Here is an 18,039-nt window from a genome sequence, read left to right as displayed (position 1 = left end):
GTTGGAATAGCAAGGATAGAGGGCTTATGCAATTTTTCAATAACTGTTGCATAGGAAGGAATTTAGAGTGCGAACGAAGTTAGAAGATAGAGCGAAGAAGGAGTATTTTGAATGACCTTAAATTGCTAAAAGGTAAAAAACAGTCCATTTCCCCTTGCTTGCAAAGTGAAATGGACTGTTTTCATGAAATAACCTTTAATCGTTTGAAGCCGAATGTTAGAGATCGGCCAGATCAGCCAGATCAGCTCAATACAGTTGACGGAAACATTTTGATCAATGTCACCGTTTCTTCTGCCCCATAATCCCCTTCGGCATATAAAGTAAGATACTCTTCCAACAAATAGTCAGCAAGGTCTTGGGTAGATTGCGTAAAACCAGCCTTTTCGTAAGATCTGACTGCAGGGATATTTTTTCTCGACGGCCGCATCATCAATTTTTGAATGCCGAATGTTTCATGTAAATGATCACCGAGGGTGACGATCGCATCGGTACCAAATCCTTTGCCGCAATGAGCTTCTCGATTCAACCAGATATCCAATTCTGCTATGCCGTCTTTTAGATGAGACGAGGAGTAACTAATAAAGCCAATAGGTTCACCTGCATGTAGAATCAAAAAGCCTCTGCCATCTTGCGGTTGGGCACCAGTAAAGTAATACTCTTGATAGTCCTCAAAAAACTCTGCTTCAGTGGCGATCGGTGCATTAGGATAAGAAGGTGGTCCGGAATGATATTTTGTGGTTTCAGAATGAAAACACCATTGATAGACCGCTTCTTTATCTTTGATTTCCGCAGGGGTTAAAGTGACTTTGTTGCCTGTTAGCATGTGGTGTACTCCTTTCGCTCTTCCTAATGTTCCCCCCAATTATAGCGGAGGATGTCCCTTAAAAACAAACCGCGTTTTTTCTTTACTTGAATCGAACATCGACATTGCTTAAATTTTCATTGTTGCGCCAACAATCTTCCGATTGATTCCTCTATTTTTTCATCCTCTAAAAATTAAATTCATTTTCCCAATTAAAATCAGCAGATTCTTCTAAACTGTTCGGCCAATGATGGCACCAGGAAGGAACTCTGGGCACTTCTACTCGATCCAAACTTGGTGTGTACGGTTTGATATCTATTAGTGGCGTTTGGTCGTTTGCATCAATATAAGGAATAGAAAGAATTCCTTTCTCAACATCGACTGATAATACTTGAACAACACTTAATGCAATTGGATTTGGTCGGATGGGTGATCTCGTAGCAAAAATCCCCATTTTTTCAGGCGCATGTTTATAGGGTTGCTCAGCATCCAAAATCATTCGATACTTTGCATCCGCAAAATCACTGAACCACCATACTAATTGAAAGTGACTAAATCCTTCAATCCCTGCCAAAGCTGGAACATATTCTTTCTTTAGCTTGAGCAAGCATCCGTCCTCATTGTTTTGAATGATTCCGATCGGTTGTAGTTTATATTCTGTCATTTTCTTTCCTCCATTTCCTCTTTGTGCTCTTAGAATAGTGCCTGACACAATGTGAGAGTCAAGAGAAAATAGAAAAAATCTGCTACTCATCGTTTTATGAGTGGTATTTGTATTTCAGTCAAATAATTGCTTTCCTCCTGCTCATTCCAAGGACCGCGATGCACGATTTGCCTGTCTGGTCCGTCCATTTGGTAATAAGGATGTTCTTGTAGCCACTCAGCCAAGGTCAAATAGACGTTGGCTATGTTGGAGAATGCACCGTACACCATCGTGCACGCCATAATTGGCACTGCCTCCGTTTCGTAGATAGAAAATACTTTGGAATCTACTTGCAGGCCTGCTTTCACTTGCACACACAATTCAACATCGACATTTTTTTCTTTAAACTCTTGGTCGTGATAAATCGAAAATGATTGTCCGAAATTCTTTATTTTATGAAGCTCCATAAAAGTGGCTAGTTCTCTCCACAGTTCCTCTTCAGCAAAATAATTTGGTATGACTTTGCGAAGGGAGAGCACATGATAACTCGGGATTGCTTTCATTGTGACCTGATAATGGCGCTCTGTTCGTTCCTTCGTCAATTCTAATTTAGCTACTTCTAGTTTGATTAATTTTTGTTTTTCCGCCTCTATAGTTGTCTCAATTTCATCTTTTTTTCTTTCTAATTGTTCTGCAAGGAAGTCCTGCTCTTGGTTTTTCAGTAACACCGCAATTTCTGCTACACTAAAGCCGCTATCACGTAAATAGAGTATTTTATTGAGTTCAGGCAATTGAACAGCCGAATACAGTCGATAACCAGTAAACATATCAATCCTATCGGGCTTTAATAGACCCATCTCATCATAGTAACGCAACATTCTGATACTCACTTGAGAGAGCTTTGAAAATTCACCTATCTTAAACATACGCACCTCCGATAGATTTATTATAAAAACACTTTATCCACACTTCAATGCTACTCACTATAAAAAACCGAAACAAAGAGTTCACTCTCTGTTTCGGTCTTGCTTCATTATTCAACATTCAACGAAAAATTCTTCTAACAATTCTTGCCTTTCATAGGCATGTGCCGATTTGTTCCACCTATCGATTCACTGAGACGGCCATTCGGTGATAGGTATGGCGCTTACCTCTGATGGCGATGGATAGTTGCAAGATGTTCTCGGGATCAGCGGTCCCAGAAAAACCCGCATCTCCGATATGATGAAGGTCGCAACCGGCACGTTTGCTAGTCAATGCCAAGGCACGGATTGTGCCTATATCTGCACCTTCTTGTGTAGTACCGATGGTGCCCATGACCAACTTCCCTTTTTGGTGGATAAAGGCCACTAGATCACTCATGTGTTGTTCACTCAGCCCAGGAATCGTGCCCGCAATGGGTACAAGAATAACATCGGCTCCAGCTTGAATGAATGCAGACGCAATTTCTTCATCCAACACAGGTTCATTGACACCAGCTCCGTGCATTTTTCCAGCAATAATGATCCCAGAGAAAACAGCTCTTGCTTGTTTGATTGCCGCTGTGATTTCCTTATTTGAAACGCCAGTGGAAGGATTTCCTGTCAGACAGATAAAATCAAATCCAAGTGCTTCTGCACGAGCCATGTTTTTCTTTGTTGCCAAACGCCCAGTAGCGATAGTTGTCAACTGTTCCATCTGCTCCGCACAATCGTCGACAGGCTCAAGATTGACCCCAATAGGCCGCCCCGTTAAGCACTGCAAAAAGCGAATGGGGTCATCCGTTGTCGGTAAACCTTTGATAGCGCCGTTTTCGCAATCAAAAAGGTTCAGCAAAATCAAATCCGCCCCAAATGCAGCGACGAATTCAGCATTGGTGATTCCTCTAGACATCGGATCGATCTGGACGTCATTTTCTGCTACGATCGTCCGACCTGCACTTCCTCGAATACTTTCCAATAGTTGGTCTTTATCAAATGATTTAAAATCAGCTGCCGTGCAATTCAAAAATCGCTTTGTCTTCATTTTACGCCCCACTTTCTGAACCGAGTTCACTGGCTAATGTCCGATTATCCAGCATTTTGAAGAATGGATAATAGATGGCGATAGAAACCGTCAGATTCACCAGCTGTAAGATTGCCCCCGAAATATGTCCGCCTGTGGCTAGATAACCACCGATGATTGGCGGCATCGACCAGGGAACCAAAACGACGGCAGGTCGGACGATCCCCATGGCAACTGTCGTATAAGAGATAATATAGCAAACGACCGGTGTCAGAATATATGGGAACAAAATCAATGGATTCATGACAACGGGCAACCCAAACATGATGGGTTCATTGACATTAAAAACCGTTGATGGAAATCCGAGTTTCCCCAACTCTTTTAAATACTTACTTTTACTTCTGACTAAAAGCAAGATCGCCAAGCCCAAAATCACCCCACTACCGCCAATCCAGACAAAGGTATTCATAAAGGTATAATTGATGATATGCGGAATCGTTTCGCCGTTTTGAAAAGCGATCCGATTCTCATCGATCATTTGAATCCATGTCGGCTGCAGGACGCTCAGGACCAAGTCCCAACCGTGGATGCCCACTGACCAAAACAATGACGTAAACATAATGGCAAACAGACCGCCTATAAAGCCTCCGCCAATGATCGATAAAGGTTGTCCCACAAGGCTATACAGCAGATCATGAACATTCGTGTTGCCGAATGATTCCACTAATAAACGAATCACCCAGAAAAGCGAGAGGCAAAAGAATGAGGGGATCAATGCAATAAAGGAGCGACTGACCGCCGGGGGAACGTTTTCTGGCATGCGAATCACGATATTCTTTTGTACGAATAATCGGAAGATCTCCGCCGTGATCAGGCTGGTGATGATTGCTACGATCAGCCCGCGGCTACCAAGATAAGACATTTGAATGCCGCCATCTTCAATCGGAGTGACTAAAAGAAAAACCGACGCTGCCAATACACCGGCAGATAAACCGCTGACGCGGTAAGTGGTTGCTAAACTATACGCAATAGCAAAGGAATTGAACAGCGCCATCACACCAAAGGTCACTTGGACGACAAAGTCTAATTTGCTGCGCCATTCCCCGCCAAAAATACTCGTAACAAATAGGTTAAAGCCTTCCCATGGAACGTTAGATAAAATAACAAAAATGGAGCCGATAATAATCAAAGGCATCGTGGTGACAAGTCCATCACGGATGGCAACTAGATGCTTTTCACTGCCAATTTTCATTCCCCATGGCAGCATTTTTTCTTCCATAAATTTCTTTAACGAATCCTTCATAAGCTTCCTCCTTAACCTTAAAAGATCGCTGAAAGAGTGCGTTCAGGTATCTTTTCGAAGTGTGAATAGAAACCAAGGCTTGCCACCTTCAAGAACCTAGGATTGAAGTGCTGATCGCCAGAACGCTATTGCTATGAACACAGTAAGAACGCAAGGCATTGGATTTCTCAACTATGACTGCCTATTTTCCATGCAACTGTTCTCAACTGATCTTCATACCTTTTATTTGCCGCAAACGATCCTGCGCATGAACCGTTTCAAACGACAAAAAAGGCATTGGACAAGATTGTCCAATGCCTTTGGCATAGCAAAATAAGCGTCCAGCATCCCCCGGTTTTTGCCCAAAAACCTGCCTGAATCTACTAGAAATCGACAAGGAAATCGGGTACAATAAACACGTTGATGCCTTTGGCGATCAACTATGGCAACTTGATTGGTCATCTGTCTAAAGGTTGTGACTGATCAGGGCCTCGTAAATCTGTTGGCGCAGAGATACGAGGTGCCTATTTTTTTAGTTTCTATTCGCTTACATTTTATAGAATGTTTTTGGGAAAAGCAAGCGAACATCGTAACAAAATTGTAAATAATGGTCAAAAAAATAAAAAACTATTGTGATTTGTTCGATTAAAATAGAAAATAGTGATTGCTTTACGTATTTATAAAAAAAGGAGGACCGAATCATCCATGATTCAGCCCTCCTTTTCGCGCTAGACAAATACAAACAAAATTCCAGAACAGATTGTGCCTACCAATAGCCCACGAATACTGCCTTCCCCTTCATTGGGTAACTCAAATTTGATGATATTCACCAGCAAAGCCCCGGTGATCAAGGCTTCAATGATGACCACCAGATAGTAAGGCAATGAAACAAAGAGGGAGAACGCAGCTCCCGCGAAAATACTGAAGGAAAGCACAAAACGACCATATTTGTTGTAAAGGGCACCATGATGGTGATAGAGCAGCCAATCGTTCATGAGAAAGTGCAAACCAAAGGCAATAAAGTAGGTCAAAATGTAAAAACGCTCTGATAGCGTATTGGCAATCACGATATAGCCGATCATGATATTGTAGATCACATGAAAAGCGATATCCGACCAAAAAAAGGCGTTTTTGGCACTGGTGATGTCTTTCTTTTCTAACACCATAAACGTCCGCTCATCGATTTTGTAGATCACGTAACTGAAGACTAAGCCAAACAAAACGATGCCATAGACCCCATGACTATAAAAAATCCCCGAATCCCAGCCAAATTCATCGATCAACACCGTTTGAAAATACGCCAAATGGGGCAATAGATGAACGATCGCATAGGAGATCCCTACCCCAGCGGCAAAGGAGCTCATGTATTGCACGTTTAGTTTTCTGGATGAGATAACATTTGAAAATAGATGGATGAAGATAAACCCTAAAGTGATCATGCAATTCACAAAATTATTTGTTAAATACGTCATTGTTTTCCCCTTCTTATATTCCGTTTGCGGCAACGTTTAATCGCAATTTTCAATAACGAAGTCTTTTTAATTAGTTATTTTTGGTTATTTTCATGAAATATTCTTGTTTACTATACAGTAAGTGGGCTTGGGGGGCAATAGGTTTTTTAGGTTTTTGGGGAGAAATATTTTTGATAGAAAACGGCCTTCATTGTTGCCGATTTTTTACCGATGATCTTGTCTTCATTTTCGGATAGGATAATCTTGTTTTTGCTCTAGCAGAAACTAGGTCTAACTTCATTTTTTATCAAAAATTGCGCTTATTTGAGGTTAACTTCAAATTTCCGAAAAATTGTAACCAATTTGAAGTTATCTTCAACTTTCTCAATTATGTCAGATTTTTAACGTTCGTAACCAATCACTGATGAATTCAGAAAGCCGTTGTTGCTCCTATTCCATCAAAAAAAAGAAGCAAGAACTTGCAGCGTCCTTGGTTCTTTTTTTGTTACAATTCATTATACTTCTTTTTCGAATCTTTACTTTCTCTCACCGGATACTTCATGTTGTTTTTTTCCAGCTTTTCTTTGATGATCTCATCAATATCAAGCCCCAAATTGTCTGCCAGCATATAAGAATAAATCAGAACATCGGCAATTTCTTCTTTTAGATGTTCGAAATCTTGAGTGGCTTCTTCAGGTGTTTTCCATTGAAAAATCTCCAACAATTCGGCGGCTTCGATGGAGATAGAAATAGCTAGATCTTTTTCATTATGAAATTGTCGCCAATTGCGATCATCTCGGAATTTATTGATCCGTTCCATTGAAGAGGGTTGGTTTTGCATGGTAGGCCTGGCTCCTTTCGTTTTGTAGGGTTAAGAGTTTTTGGCGCAGATTGGGATTGATTGCATAGATGTAAAGCCCTTTGATTGCTCGTTTCATTAATACATTCAATGAATTAAGGATGATCGTTTCTTTGGCTTTCTTCGTCAATTCTTGGTTCATATCGTCACGTCCCGTAAACGCCCCTTTGTCCTCATATTTATCGATATCGATGACAAGCTGGTCGGTCTCTGGATCGTAATCAACGGAAGGGCCAATGACGACTCCTACATTGTTTAAATCAAACCCTTGGACGGTGTAGATTGAACCGACTTCACTGATTGTATCTGGTCGCTCCGCCCATGTTCGCTTCGTATCGGTCGTATTCCATGGCAGGTTGATCCCACCAGGATCTACAAGATATGAAGCTCCGTCTTTCTTATGAACATAATCGAATGTTGAGATGATCCGTGACAGACCTTCCTTTTTATCGAGAGAAAAGATTTTGTTCTTCAACGCATCATGGGTTTCCATAATCTGAAGCTCAAAAGATGCTGTCGATTCTGGAATCGGTGTTACACGTTTTTCTACGATATCATCGATCCATTGAATAATTTGTGGACTACTTTTCATTCTTAATTGATCTTTTAGCTGAAAGCGAGAAGCATTGTACCTTTTCTGAAACTGATCCAATTTGTCCTGATCCCAATAACTTTTGATTTTCAATACTTGCTTCGGATCAAAGATACAAATCGTGATTTTTGCTCGCTTGATAATCTCTTCTAGTTGGTTTTCATAGTGAAAACTGTTATAGCTGTCTTTCTTCGTTAAAAGCAAATGGGCCTCATCCACAATAACGATGTCTGGGTGCAACTTCTGATTATCTGTTTTATTAATAAAGGAAGTTGGCTTTAGCATATGATTCTTTTTTAAATTTGGCAAACTTTCTGCCATTGTATGATAGGTTTTTAACATTTCTGAATGGTTGACCAACAAATAGTTATCGGTGCCTTTTAATACAGGCTCTGACTTTGTATAGTCTTGAAGGGTGTTATAGAGAGATGCCAAAAGGACGCTCTTTCCCGTTCCAGCTTCTCCTTCGATCATCAAGACTTTTTGTGTCTCATCCTGCTGAATCGCTTGTTTACAGTACTCACTGATTTCAAGTTTTATATCTAACTGTTCTGGCGTCAGTTCTTTAAAAGGGGATAATTTATATACATCTTTGTTGCGAATCGTATCGATTGAGTGCTTCGCCAATTGACGCCTTTGCAATTCTTCCCATAACTCTTGGAAGACCACTTCATCATAATACTCTTTTTCATAATACTGATGCATCTGCACCTGTCTTGTTTGACTGACATTTTGTAACTGAAACTGCTCATCCCCAATGAAGTGATTGATCAAATTGGTTTCGATATTGTAGGTCGCTGATTGATTGAATTTTTCATGTCCAATCAGCAAGACTTCTTTAATTTCTCTGCGCTTAGAGTTATTCAAGTGCTGCTTCAATCGTTTGTTCACTTGAACCGTTTGACCAATGTACGCAACAGGCCTTTTCTTTTCATTTCGGTTGTAGAGTATGTAAACGACTGGGTACTGATCGATATAAGCCGTCGTTATGCTAGATAGCTCACCTTTCTTGAAATGATGATCTTCTATGATTAGTTGGTTGGTCATATTTTAGAGTCTCCGTTTAGTGTCTATTCCATTAAGTTTATTTATTTTAGTATATCATTGCATATTTTGCTCTTAAAGCATTAAAGACAAAATTGGTAATTTTTTGTTTTAGCAAAATAACCATTATCTAAAAAAATCGCTGTTGATTAATCTACTAATTTCGTCCAACGTGCATACTTTGCTAATGATTTAATAGACTAACTTATTATCCTGAAACTCTTTTCAAACGAATCCTCTCTAAGACGTTCTAAAATAAATAGCTGAAAATCCCATTTGACAATTCATTAAACATCCTCTGTTTAGGATATTTATAAATTGTTTAGTAAATTAAAAGAATTTATTTTTCAATATTAATATAAATAAATATTTTATAATTTTAATTTAACCAAATCATTCAATATGAGATAATCATTTACGAAAGGATGATTTGATGAACTATACAGTTACCAGCCTAAGACATCTGCGGATCGCTCAAATTTCTTTGTTAACATACTATATTTATTTAGCCTTCCATGACAATATTTTCAAAGCAATTCCATTACTGTTTATCAGTGGTATTTTAGATTCCGTATATCCGCCAGACTATGCAAACCAGTCATTTTGGTTTCCTTATAAAAACAAAACGATATTTTTAAAAAACAACAATTTATTTCTGGAAGGAGCATTAGAAATCTTAATCATAATTATTCTTGGTATTTTCCTATCTCTTGTTTTTTAAAGTAAAGGAACAACTTGTGATTGCTGGTTCCCTTCTACCCAACAACTGATTTATTTTTCTATTACTCACTACTTTTTTATCCATGTGTCTATTAAAATGGATTTACCAGATAAATAACGAATTCTTGACTGTTGAGATGACGCTAGTATCTAATCGAAAGGAAAGATGATTTTTTATGAAAAGAATTTGTTTTGTCTTAGTGTTGAGCAACGGATTATCTTACACACCATTAACTCCAGGTGTTCTTTATCAAAGAGACACAAGCCTCAAAGACTATTTTTCACCGTTTTACGATGTTTCAATCAATTATCTGAGAGATAAAGATACTGTTGATTACTTGGTACTTCCTGAGCCATTTGCTCCTTTTGATAATGAAAATAACCTCCCTATCATAAAAGTTCCTTCAAAATTTTTTCTGACTAAGGACTTTGAAAAAATTAAGGATTACATTGATGACTACTTTAAAGAAAACGATGCTAAGTAATACTAATCTTCGATCGTTTTAAGCTCTTACTGATTGATACCGTTACCAATCAGTTTTTTCGTCGGATTGTCAACTTATTTTGGGATGAGAAAACAGTCCGAATATTCTAAATTTATTCTTTTGCAATAAAATTATTCCAATATAAATAATAAGGTAATATTTATTTGGTGGCTCTCAATTATTCTTATACTTACTGAGGGCATCACTTGCTTGACCAAAAAATTCAATGATCGAATACGGGCTAACGGTTTTAATCTTACTTAAAGGGGTTTTAGTTTTGACAGACGAAAGATGGTTCCAAATAAGAAAAAGACGAAAAATAGAATTATATGTTTGTTTTTTAGTCGTTTTCCCAATGGTCTATGGGCTATGGTTCAACATAGTTTTTCTTGTACAATATACTGCACTACTTTTTTGTATCGCAGTTTTAACAGCAATTTATGAACTCGGAAAACTATTAATTGATAAAACTCTAAGAAAAAGGTAGTAATGTTCAATCTATATTTTGTAGGTTGGACATTACTACCTTTTTCTTGAAGGAATTTAATAACAATAAGCCTAAAGAAGATACAAAAAGGAGCACTCCTTAGAGTACTCCTTTTTTATTATTTAATGGAAAACAGTAAGATACTAGTCAAGTCAACAGAGCTCTGAAAGTAGTGGTATACACCTATTACCCCACAGACCCTTCCATCTCATAACTAATCAACCGGTTCAATTCGACTGCGTATTCCATCGGTAATTCTTTGGTGAATGGTTCGACGAATCCCATGACGATCATTTCGGTTGCTTCGCCTTCGGAGAGGCCGCGGCTCATTAGGTAGTACAGTTGTTCTTCTGAGATTTTGGAGACTTTGGCTTCGTGTTCTAGGGACACTTGGCTGTTGTGGATCTCATTGAATGGGATGGTATCGGATTTCGATAGGTCATCCATGATGATAGTGTCACACTCGATATGGGAGATAGAGCCTGCGCTCTTCTTGCCGAAGGTGACTTGTCCACGGTAGTTTACTGCACCGCCGTCTTTAGAAATTGATTTTGAGACGATGGAGCTGGAGGTGTTTGGTGCGTTATGGATCATTTTTGCACCGGTATCTTGGATTTGGTTGGCACCTGCAAAGGCAATGGAAAGCATCGTGCCTCGTGCGCCTTTGCCATCAAGATACACACTTGGGTATTTCATGGTTGTTTTGGCACCTAGGTTGCCATCGATCCATTCAACGGTAGCACCTTCTAAGGCTTTGGCCCGTTTGGTTACTAGGTTGTAGACGTTGTCTGACCAGTTTTGAATGGTGGTGTAGCGGCAGTAAGCGTCTTTTAGGGTAAAAATTTCAACGATGGCTGCGTGCAAACTATTGCTTGAATAGGTTGGGGCGGTACAGCCTTCAACGTAATGAACGCTGGCGCCTTCGTCAACGATGATCAATGTTCGTTCGAACTGACCGGTATTTTCGGCATTGATCCGGAAATAGGTTTGTAATGGCACATCGACACGAACGCCTTTTGGTACATAGATAAAGGTACCACCTGACCAAACGGCTGAGTTTAAAGCAGCAAGCTTGTTATCGGTTGGTGGGACTAATTTTGAAAAGTATTGTTTGAACAGCTCAGGGTATTCCTTCAAGGCTGAATCGGTATCGGTAAAGACGATGCCAAGTTTTTCAAACTCTTCTTTCATGTTGTGGTAAACGACTTCTGATTCGTATTGGGCAGAAGCGCCAGCAAGGTATGCCCGCTCGGCTTCTGGAATACCAATGCGCTCAAAGGTCTCTTTGATTTTTTCTGGTACGTCATCCCAATCACGGGCAGGACGATCACTTGGTTTTTGGTAATATTTGATGGCATCAAAATCGATGTCAGACAGGTCTGGGCCCCAGTTTTGCATGGGCATCTTGTTGAAGGCTTCAAGAGACTTCAAGCGGAACTCAAGCATCCATTCTGGCTCTTGCTTGACCCGTGAGATTTCACGGACGATGTCTTCGGTCAATCCTTCGCCGGTACTAAAAACAGGCTGCACGTCATCGTGGAAGCCAAATTTATATTCTTCTAATTCGGGTACACCCATGGTTCTCACTCCTTTTGTAGTGCGGTTGTCTATTCGCTGGTTTCTTCAGTGTCAGATTCATTGGCGTGGCTGTGACTGACAGATGCTTGTGTACTGTCGGCAGCAATGGCTTTTTCTAATGCTTTCCAAGCTAAGGTCGCACACTTGATGCGTGCAGGAAACTTCGCCACACCCCCAAGCATGGAAGCATCGCCTAAGCGATCGCTTTGGGGAATGTCGTTTCCTTGGACGAGCTCAGAAAACAAGCCTGATAGTTCACCAGCTTCTGCTAGTGTCTTACCGATAATCGCATCCCCCATCATGGATGCACTGGCGGTACTGATGGAACAGCCTTCGCCAGTAAACGCGATGTCTTTGATAGTGTCTCCTTCGACAGCGAGCTCCAAGTGGATCACGTCGCCGCAGGTAGGGTTATTCAATTCGACTTTGTACGTTGAATCATCCAAGGTGCCTCGATGATGTGGGTGGCTGGAATGATCCAGAATGACTTGTCGATACAAATTATCTAATTTCGTTAGTGCCATGTTGGAAAAACTCCTTCGTCAGCTTGATGGCGTCAACCAGTCGATCGGCGTCCTCTCTTGTATTATACAGGTAAAAGCTGGCCCGTGCAGTCGCTGGGACTTGCAAATAGCTCAAGAGAGGTTGGGCACAATGATGACCTGCCCGTACCGCGATGCCTTCCATGTCTAAAGCGGTGGCAACATCATGAGGATGGATGCCTGCTAGATTAAAGGCGATCACTCCCGTGCGTTTTGCTGCTTCTTGGGGGCCATAGATGGTCAAGCCTTCAATGGCTTGCAGTTTTGGCAAAACGTAGGCAGCTAAGTCTGCTTCATGGGCGTGGATGTTTTCTAAGCCGATTTCTGTTAAGTAATCCACCGCTGCACCTAAGCCGATCGCGCCGGCAATATTTGGTGTGCCCGCTTCAAATTTCCACGGCAGTTCTTTCCACGTGCTTTCTTGCAGATGGACAAAATCGATCATTTCACCGCCAAATTCGACGGGCTCCATTTGATCCAGCCATTGCCGTTTGCCGTATAAGACACCGATGCCAGTTGGTCCGCACATTTTATGGCCAGAAAAGGCATAGAAATCACAATCCAGTGCCTGGACATCAACTGCCATATGTGGAACAGCCTGAGCACCATCCACCACCATGACGGCTTGGTGCTGATGCGCCAATTTGGTTAGCTCTGCAATCGGATTGATCACGCCTAAAACATTGGAAACGTGCGCGATCGAAACGATGGCGGTTTTGTCTGTGATCTGTTTCTTGGCATCTTCCATGTCCAAGGTGCCTTCTGGTGTCAACTGGATATATTTCAAGGTAGCTTTTTTCCGAGCAGCTAATTGCTGCCAAGGGATGATATTGGAGTGATGTTCCATATAAGAAATCACGATTTCATCGCCTTCATTGACAAAACGGTCGCCGTAGCTGCGGGAGACCCAATTTAAACCAGTGGTCGTCCCTCGAGTAAACAGCACTTCCGCCGTTTCATTCGCATGGATAAAACGGCGAACTTTTTCTCGTGCGCCTTCATAGGAATGGGTCGCCCGTTCTGCGAGGGTATGGACCCCACGATGAACGTTGGCATTGTCTTGATGGTAATAATCGGTGATCGCCTGCAGCACCGCCTCTGGCTTTTGCGTAGTGGCGGCATTGTCGAGGTAGATCAATGGTTCGTCATTTACGAGCTGATCCAAGATGGGAAACGCTTGTTTCACTTTTTGGGCATCGATCATGCGAGCAACTTCCCTTCGATAACGGCAACCAATTCTTGTTGCACTTCTTTGACTGGGATCGCAGTCAAAACGGATCCTAAGAAACCACGAATCACCAAACGTTCCGCTTCTTCTTTGCGCAACCCACGACTCATCAAGTAGTACATTTCTTCTGGATCGACCCGTCCCACACTGGCTGCGTGTCCGGCTGTTACTTCGTGCTCATCGATCAAAAGGATTGGGTTAGCATCGCCACGAGCCTGGTCAGAAAGCATTAAGACTCGGCTTTCTTGTTGCGCGTCCGCCCCTTTGGCTCCTTTTAAAATGTGTCCGATACCGTTAAAGGTTAAGACGCCGCGTTCTCTGATAACGCCGTGTTGCAGGATATGACCAATGGAATGCGGTGCTTTGTTGGTTACGCGGGTATCGATCCCTTGTGTTTGGCGTCCAGCACTGATTGCGACCGCTTTGACTTCCGAATGCGCGCCTTCGCCTACAAGATCAGAATCAAAGTCTGCCACGACGTCGCCGTCATTCATGACTCCGATCGCCCAATCTACCATCGCATCTCGTAATACGTAGCCGCGACGATTCATGTACGTAGTAATGTTGACACCTAGCTGATCAATCGCAGAGAATTTGACCTTCGCGCCTGCTTTGGCAATTACTTCCACTACGATATTGCCTGACAGTTTTTTCGCTTGGTCGCCTTTGGTTTGGAAACGTTCCAAATAGCTGAACTCACTGTGCTCATCAGCAACGATCAAAATGTGTTTGAAGAAATGCGCTTGGCTATTGCCATTGTGGTAGAAAATCGCTTCAAGGGGTTCTTCGATCACCACGTTTTTTGGTACATACAAGAACATGCCGCTATTCATAAACGCCGCATGTGCTGCGGTCATTTTGTCTTCGTCCATTGGTACTGCTTTGGTCATATAGTATTGATTAACCAACTCTGGTACTTCTTTCATTGCTGTAAACAAGTCGGTAAAGATCACGCCTTTGTCGATCAACTCTTGCGGTAATTGCTCAAAGATCGTGGTGTCATCGAACTGAACGAGGGTCGGATGGTTATCCATCGCGTCAAAGGCAGGAACTGCGCCTGCCACTTCTTCTTCTGACAAAGCGTACTCACCAGCAAGTGCTTGTTCGTCGATATTGAACAATGGCCAACGCTCGTAACGCACGCGCTCGATTTTTGGAAATGCAAGTTCATCCACTTTCGCAAGGGCTGCTTGGCGTAATTCCAACATCCATTCAGGCTCTTCTTTTAACGCTGAAAAAACGTTGACTTGTTCAAGATAATCCTGTAATTTTGCCATTTACCTTGCCTCCTTACGCTTCTTCTTCTTTGTAGTCGATCCCTAACTCTTTACTGATCCCAGCATAGCCTTCTGCTTCTAGGCGTTTGGCTAAGTCTGCCGAACCGGTCATCACGACACGGCCTTCCATCATGATATGAACCACGTCTGGTGTGATGTAGTTTAACAGACGTTGGTAATGGGTGATGATCAAAGCGCCAAAGCCTTCGCCGCGCATTTCATTGACGCCTTTTGCTACGACTTTCAAGGCATCGATATCTAGACCAGAGTCGATCTCATCCAAAATCGCAAAGGTTGGATCTAGCATCAACAATTGTAAGATTTCATTTCGTTTCTTTTCTCCACCGGAGAAACCTTCATTCAAATAGCGTTCCGCCATTTCTTCGGGCATATTCAATAAATCCATTTTTTCATCTAATTTTTTCAAGAAATCCATGACAGAGATTTTGTCGTCTTCGTCACGTTTGGCATTGATCGCTGCCCGCATAAATTCCGCATTGGTAATGCCTGGAATTTCACTTGGGTATTGCATCGCCAAGAACAGACCTAAACGAGCTCGCTCATCCACTTCCATTTCCAAGACGTTTTCGCCGTCGAACAAAATTTCCCCTTCTGTCACTTCATAATTCGGGTTGCCCATGATGGCAGCGGACAAGGTTGATTTCCCTGTACCGTTTGGTCCCATGATGGCATGGATCTCTCCAGTTTTTAACACTAAGTCAACGCCTTTTAAGATCTTTTTATCTTCGATTTGGACGTGTAGATTTTTGATTTCTAAAACTGACATTTCTTTCCCTCCAGTATCTTTTCTTTCTCACTATTTTAGACTAATTGAGAATGAACTTCAAACGCTATTCCCGACTTTTTTAAAATATTTCTAATCTGTACATTGGAATTATTATAAAGTATTACATAGAGATAGTACATGGTTATTGTTCAGAAAGTCGACTATTTTTGAAATTTTACTTTTATCTTTCAACTATCTTCTTTTCTCTATTGTTGAAACCTTGTATTCTTAGGAAATCAAAGTGAAGGACCCTCACTCGTTTTTTGTGAGGGTCCTTCACTTTTTCCATCCTGCTGTTTTTTAACTATAATGGAAAATTAAAGTTCATCATAAAATGCTGTGCAACGTTAATCAGTTCTTTTTTTGATAGTTTCCCTAAAATTTCAATCTTTCTACCGTCACGCTCGGAATAATCTAGCGTATAAACTTGCTTTGTATTTACTTTACTCCCAGGTTTCAATTTATCGTGTTGAATATCGACAAAGTAAGGACGCTTCCTATCTGTACTCGTTATTGGACAAACAATGATCAAATTTGAAGTGTAACTGTACTCATCCCTGCTGATGACTAAAGCAGGCCTGCGCTTTTTGATTTCACTCCCTTTCGAGGGATCAAAATCAATAAATACAAGAGTCCCTTGTTCGAGCCTATTCATCAAGCTGCCTGCCTTCAACAATAAAATCAGCAGCTAGCATATCTTCTTCATCAACAAATTCTTTCTCTTTCGCAGCTAAAAAATAATCATCGATCTTAGGAATCAAGGAAATCGTACCATCGTTTTCTTTGCTGATAAAGTAGGTCTTACCAGCAGGAATCTCAAACTTACTTGCTAGCGTGACCATTACCGCATTTCCTTGCTTTCTTGTTTTCACTGTATCCAAAACAATCACCTTTCCTTCATAACATATATAGTCTATTTTACTACGTAATTACTGTAATTACAAAATACAGCTAGGAGATCAGCCCCTTTTTTACTAGGTACTTTACTATACGCAAAATGCATCTGATCAATCATCAACAACAAAAGAGGACACGAAAAAATCTCGCATCCCCTACCTTCACTTCTGCTGTGCCCATTCTTCTCGCAAGATGCCATACTTGATGGAATCATAATAGGTGCCTTCCCAGAAACGGACTTTGCGGATCTGGGCTTCTTTGGTCATCCCTAGCTTTTCTCCTAGTTTCATCATGCGGTGATTGCCCGACCACGTGGTATAACCAACACGCTGGATATGAGGCTGTGATTCAAACAACTCATTGATCCACTGGCGAATTACTTGGCTGCCAATCCCTTGATTCCAAAGGGAAGCATCATAGATGGCTATCCCGAATTCCAACCACTGCTGCAAGGTATTGTCTTCCCAATAAGCGGTCGCGATCCCTACGATTCTTCCTTGATAGCTGATCGCTTTACGTAACGGGTTGTCGATACAGCTAGCGCCAAACCCCGTTCGAAATTCTTCCCACGTCAACACGGGGTCTTGGAAATACGGTCCGTCCCATTTTTTCCATTCTAAATCTGCCTTAGGCCCATAGCTGATCGACCAAAGTTCAGCAATCATTTCTTCCGTAATCGGTTGAAGTGTGACTGTTTCTGCCATCTTCAAGCCCCCCTTTCTCCTAAAGAAAGTCGTCTCCTTAAACGGTTCTTCACACATTGTGAAGCGCCGTTTTTTTGGTACAAGTGATTCATGTTTTGATTGACGATCAGTGCTTATTTCCCGAAAAGCTTTTGGAGAAATCCTTTTTTCTCAGAGACTTCCTTTGTTTCAGTCACCTGAAGCGGTCCAGTTTCCTTCACGACTTGCTGAAAACCACGATTGTCTTGCAGCAACAGACCGTTTAGTTCCAGGATCCCAGACAGACTGCCAATCATCCGCCGCACTTCTCCCGCACTTTTGCCGAAAAAGCGCTGGTCATCGTTTTCTTCGGCTTCTTCCAAAATAACCAGCAGCTGTTGGATGCTTTGATTTTGTTCACCTAAGACGTACGACAACTGGTCAACTTCTACTGCGGTCGTTGCCGCTGACGGTACTAAATCTGTTACGAGCTTTAAGCTATCTAAATAATCCTTTAAGTCAAAAATGAACGTTTGTGCCGCTTCATTATTCATTAATTGGCTTTGACTCAATTTTCTTTGTAGCGCTTCCAATCCACTTGAACGTTTAGAAAGTTCGCTTACGATCATTTCTATATCCATATGCCACCTCCTAATGACATTGTCCCGTTTTCTCTTTCATCCGTCAAGAATTCGTCGGACTTTTTTCTGCGTTTTTACC

The 18,039-nt window shown here is 41.4% G+C and carries 19 protein-coding genes; 2 read left to right on the top strand and 17 right to left on the bottom strand.

The window, feature by feature from the left end; all coding sequences use genetic code 11:
- Nucleotides 1-241: 241 nt before the first annotated feature.
- The 8 genes from IGJ12_RS02550 to IGJ12_RS02515 form a co-directional block, all read right to left on the bottom strand.
- The gene (locus tag IGJ12_RS02550; protein WP_429967626.1) at nt 242-823 is read right to left on the bottom strand and encodes a GNAT family N-acetyltransferase; all 582 of its coding nucleotides are present in this window, start codon (nt 821-823) and stop codon (nt 242-244) included.
- A gap of 166 nt (nt 824-989) precedes the next feature.
- A complete protein-coding gene (locus IGJ12_RS02545; RefSeq protein ID WP_144331025.1) occupies nt 990-1,466 on the bottom strand; it encodes an SAM-dependent methyltransferase in 477 nt (158 codons plus the stop codon).
- Between the two features lie 86 nt (nt 1,467-1,552).
- The gene (locus IGJ12_RS02540) at nt 1,553-2,371 is read right to left on the bottom strand and encodes a MerR family transcriptional regulator (RefSeq protein ID WP_429967625.1); all 819 of its coding nucleotides are present in this window, start codon (nt 2,369-2,371) and stop codon (nt 1,553-1,555) included.
- A gap of 178 nt (nt 2,372-2,549) precedes the next feature.
- Nucleotides 2,550-3,449 (bottom strand): haloacid dehalogenase-like hydrolase, encoded by a 900-nt coding sequence (locus tag IGJ12_RS02535; RefSeq protein ID WP_430619306.1) that lies wholly within the window; start codon nt 3,447-3,449, stop codon nt 2,550-2,552.
- A gap of 1 nt (nt 3,450) precedes the next feature.
- Entirely contained in the window at nt 3,451-4,731 is a 1,281-nt protein-coding gene (celB, locus tag IGJ12_RS02530; RefSeq protein WP_194199283.1) for a PTS cellobiose transporter subunit IIC, read from the bottom strand.
- 707 nt (nt 4,732-5,438) lie between these two features.
- The gene (locus tag IGJ12_RS02525) at nt 5,439-6,182 is read right to left on the bottom strand and encodes a hypothetical protein (protein ID WP_008377866.1); all 744 of its coding nucleotides are present in this window, start codon (nt 6,180-6,182) and stop codon (nt 5,439-5,441) included.
- Nucleotides 6,183-6,666: 484 nt separating this feature from the next.
- A complete protein-coding gene (locus IGJ12_RS02520; RefSeq protein WP_086299081.1) occupies nt 6,667-7,002 on the bottom strand; it encodes a nucleotide pyrophosphohydrolase in 336 nt (111 codons plus the stop codon).
- The gene (locus tag IGJ12_RS02515; RefSeq protein WP_430619305.1) at nt 6,965-8,659 is read right to left on the bottom strand and encodes a DUF2075 domain-containing protein; all 1,695 of its coding nucleotides are present in this window, start codon (nt 8,657-8,659) and stop codon (nt 6,965-6,967) included. The genes IGJ12_RS02520 and IGJ12_RS02515 overlap by 38 nt, the downstream gene beginning before the upstream one ends.
- Nucleotides 8,660-9,089: 430 nt before the next feature.
- On the opposite strand from IGJ12_RS02515, the gene IGJ12_RS02510 reads away from it, so the two are divergent.
- Both IGJ12_RS02510 and IGJ12_RS02505 read left to right on the top strand, forming a co-directional pair.
- Nucleotides 9,090-9,377, top strand: a complete 288-nt coding sequence (locus IGJ12_RS02510; RefSeq protein WP_244732977.1) for a hypothetical protein — start codon at nt 9,090-9,092, stop codon at nt 9,375-9,377.
- A 175-nt stretch (nt 9,378-9,552) separates the two neighbouring features.
- The gene (locus IGJ12_RS02505; protein ID WP_008377858.1) at nt 9,553-9,861 is read left to right on the top strand and encodes a hypothetical protein; all 309 of its coding nucleotides are present in this window, start codon (nt 9,553-9,555) and stop codon (nt 9,859-9,861) included.
- Between the two features lie 673 nt (nt 9,862-10,534).
- On the opposite strand, the gene sufB is transcribed toward IGJ12_RS02505, so the two are convergent.
- From sufB to IGJ12_RS02460, 9 genes are all read right to left on the bottom strand, one after another.
- Nucleotides 10,535-11,926: a Fe-S cluster assembly protein SufB gene (gene sufB / locus IGJ12_RS02500; protein ID WP_016619705.1), complete on the bottom strand. Its 1,392-nt coding sequence runs from the start codon at nt 11,924-11,926 to the stop codon at nt 10,535-10,537.
- A 29-nt stretch (nt 11,927-11,955) separates the two neighbouring features.
- Nucleotides 11,956-12,450 carry a Fe-S cluster assembly sulfur transfer protein SufU gene (gene sufU / locus IGJ12_RS02495; protein ID WP_005232105.1) on the bottom strand — a complete coding sequence of 165 codons (495 nt, stop codon included), beginning with the start codon at nt 12,448-12,450 and terminating at the stop codon, nt 11,956-11,958.
- Nucleotides 12,428-13,672 carry a cysteine desulfurase gene (locus IGJ12_RS02490; protein WP_010748770.1) on the bottom strand — a complete coding sequence of 415 codons (1,245 nt, stop codon included), beginning with the start codon at nt 13,670-13,672 and terminating at the stop codon, nt 12,428-12,430. The genes sufU and IGJ12_RS02490 overlap by 23 nt, the downstream gene beginning before the upstream one ends.
- Nucleotides 13,669-14,973, bottom strand: coding sequence for a Fe-S cluster assembly protein SufD (gene sufD, locus IGJ12_RS02485; protein WP_016619703.1), 1,305 nt, complete (start codon nt 14,971-14,973; stop codon nt 13,669-13,671). The genes IGJ12_RS02490 and sufD overlap by 4 nt, the downstream gene beginning before the upstream one ends.
- 13 nt (nt 14,974-14,986) lie before the next feature.
- A complete protein-coding gene (sufC, locus tag IGJ12_RS02480; RefSeq protein WP_005232112.1) occupies nt 14,987-15,760 on the bottom strand; it encodes a Fe-S cluster assembly ATPase SufC in 774 nt (257 codons plus the stop codon).
- 304 nt (nt 15,761-16,064) lie between these two features.
- Nucleotides 16,065-16,415: a type II toxin-antitoxin system PemK/MazF family toxin gene (locus IGJ12_RS02475; protein WP_016611353.1), complete on the bottom strand. Its 351-nt coding sequence runs from the start codon at nt 16,413-16,415 to the stop codon at nt 16,065-16,067.
- Nucleotides 16,408-16,632 (bottom strand): type II toxin-antitoxin system PemI/MazE family antitoxin, encoded by a 225-nt coding sequence (gene mazE, locus IGJ12_RS02470; protein WP_371860490.1) that lies wholly within the window; start codon nt 16,630-16,632, stop codon nt 16,408-16,410. Before mazE ends, IGJ12_RS02475 begins: the two co-directional genes overlap by 8 nt.
- A 186-nt stretch (nt 16,633-16,818) precedes the next feature.
- Complete coding sequence (locus IGJ12_RS02465; RefSeq protein ID WP_016611355.1) at nt 16,819-17,361, bottom strand: GNAT family N-acetyltransferase; 543 nt, start codon at nt 17,359-17,361, stop codon at nt 16,819-16,821.
- Nucleotides 17,362-17,474: 113 nt separating this feature from the next.
- A complete protein-coding gene (locus tag IGJ12_RS02460; protein ID WP_430619304.1) occupies nt 17,475-17,960 on the bottom strand; it encodes a hypothetical protein in 486 nt (161 codons plus the stop codon).
- Nucleotides 17,961-18,039: the final 79 nt, after the last annotated feature.

The sequence above is a fragment of the Enterococcus sp. DIV0802b genome (assembly GCF_050543535.1).
GTDB lineage: Bacteria > Bacillota > Bacilli > Lactobacillales > Enterococcaceae > Enterococcus_D > Enterococcus_D entomosocium.
Note: the sequence above shows the minus strand (reverse complement) of the source record. Positions and strands in the feature narration are given on the sequence as shown.

Excerpts from the sequence above, each read along its gene's own strand:
- IGJ12_RS02550 (WP_429967626.1), bottom strand. The coding sequence starts at position 823 with ATGCTAACAGGCAACAAAGTCACTTTAACCCCTGCGGAAATCAAAGAT.
- IGJ12_RS02545 (WP_144331025.1), bottom strand. The coding sequence starts at position 1,466 with ATGACAGAATATAAACTACAACCGATCGGAATCATTCAAAACAATGAG.
- IGJ12_RS02540 (WP_429967625.1), bottom strand. The coding sequence starts at position 2,371 with ATGTTTAAGATAGGTGAATTTTCAAAGCTCTCTCAAGTGAGTATCAGA.
- IGJ12_RS02535 (WP_430619306.1), bottom strand. The coding sequence starts at position 3,449 with ATGAAGACAAAGCGATTTTTGAATTGCACGGCAGCTGATTTTAAATCA.
- celB (WP_194199283.1), bottom strand. The coding sequence starts at position 4,731 with ATGAAGGATTCGTTAAAGAAATTTATGGAAGAAAAAATGCTGCCATGG.
- IGJ12_RS02525 (WP_008377866.1), bottom strand. The coding sequence starts at position 6,182 with ATGACGTATTTAACAAATAATTTTGTGAATTGCATGATCACTTTAGGG.
- IGJ12_RS02520 (WP_086299081.1), bottom strand. The coding sequence starts at position 7,002 with ATGCAAAACCAACCCTCTTCAATGGAACGGATCAATAAATTCCGAGAT.
- IGJ12_RS02515 (WP_430619305.1), bottom strand. The coding sequence starts at position 8,659 with ATGACCAACCAACTAATCATAGAAGATCATCATTTCAAGAAAGGTGAG.
- IGJ12_RS02510 (WP_244732977.1), top strand. The coding sequence starts at position 9,090 with ATGAACTATACAGTTACCAGCCTAAGACATCTGCGGATCGCTCAAATT.
- IGJ12_RS02505 (WP_008377858.1), top strand. The coding sequence starts at position 9,553 with ATGAAAAGAATTTGTTTTGTCTTAGTGTTGAGCAACGGATTATCTTAC.
- sufB (WP_016619705.1), bottom strand. The coding sequence starts at position 11,926 with ATGGGTGTACCCGAATTAGAAGAATATAAATTTGGCTTCCACGATGAC.
- sufU (WP_005232105.1), bottom strand. The coding sequence starts at position 12,450 with ATGGCACTAACGAAATTAGATAATTTGTATCGACAAGTCATTCTGGAT.
- IGJ12_RS02490 (WP_010748770.1), bottom strand. The coding sequence starts at position 13,672 with ATGATCGATGCCCAAAAAGTGAAACAAGCGTTTCCCATCTTGGATCAG.
- sufD (WP_016619703.1), bottom strand. The coding sequence starts at position 14,973 with ATGGCAAAATTACAGGATTATCTTGAACAAGTCAACGTTTTTTCAGCG.
- sufC (WP_005232112.1), bottom strand. The coding sequence starts at position 15,760 with ATGTCAGTTTTAGAAATCAAAAATCTACACGTCCAAATCGAAGATAAA.
- IGJ12_RS02475 (WP_016611353.1), bottom strand. The coding sequence starts at position 16,415 with ATGAATAGGCTCGAACAAGGGACTCTTGTATTTATTGATTTTGATCCC.
- IGJ12_RS02465 (WP_016611355.1), bottom strand. The coding sequence starts at position 17,361 with ATGGCAGAAACAGTCACACTTCAACCGATTACGGAAGAAATGATTGCT.
- IGJ12_RS02460 (WP_430619304.1), bottom strand. The coding sequence starts at position 17,960 with ATGGATATAGAAATGATCGTAAGCGAACTTTCTAAACGTTCAAGTGGA.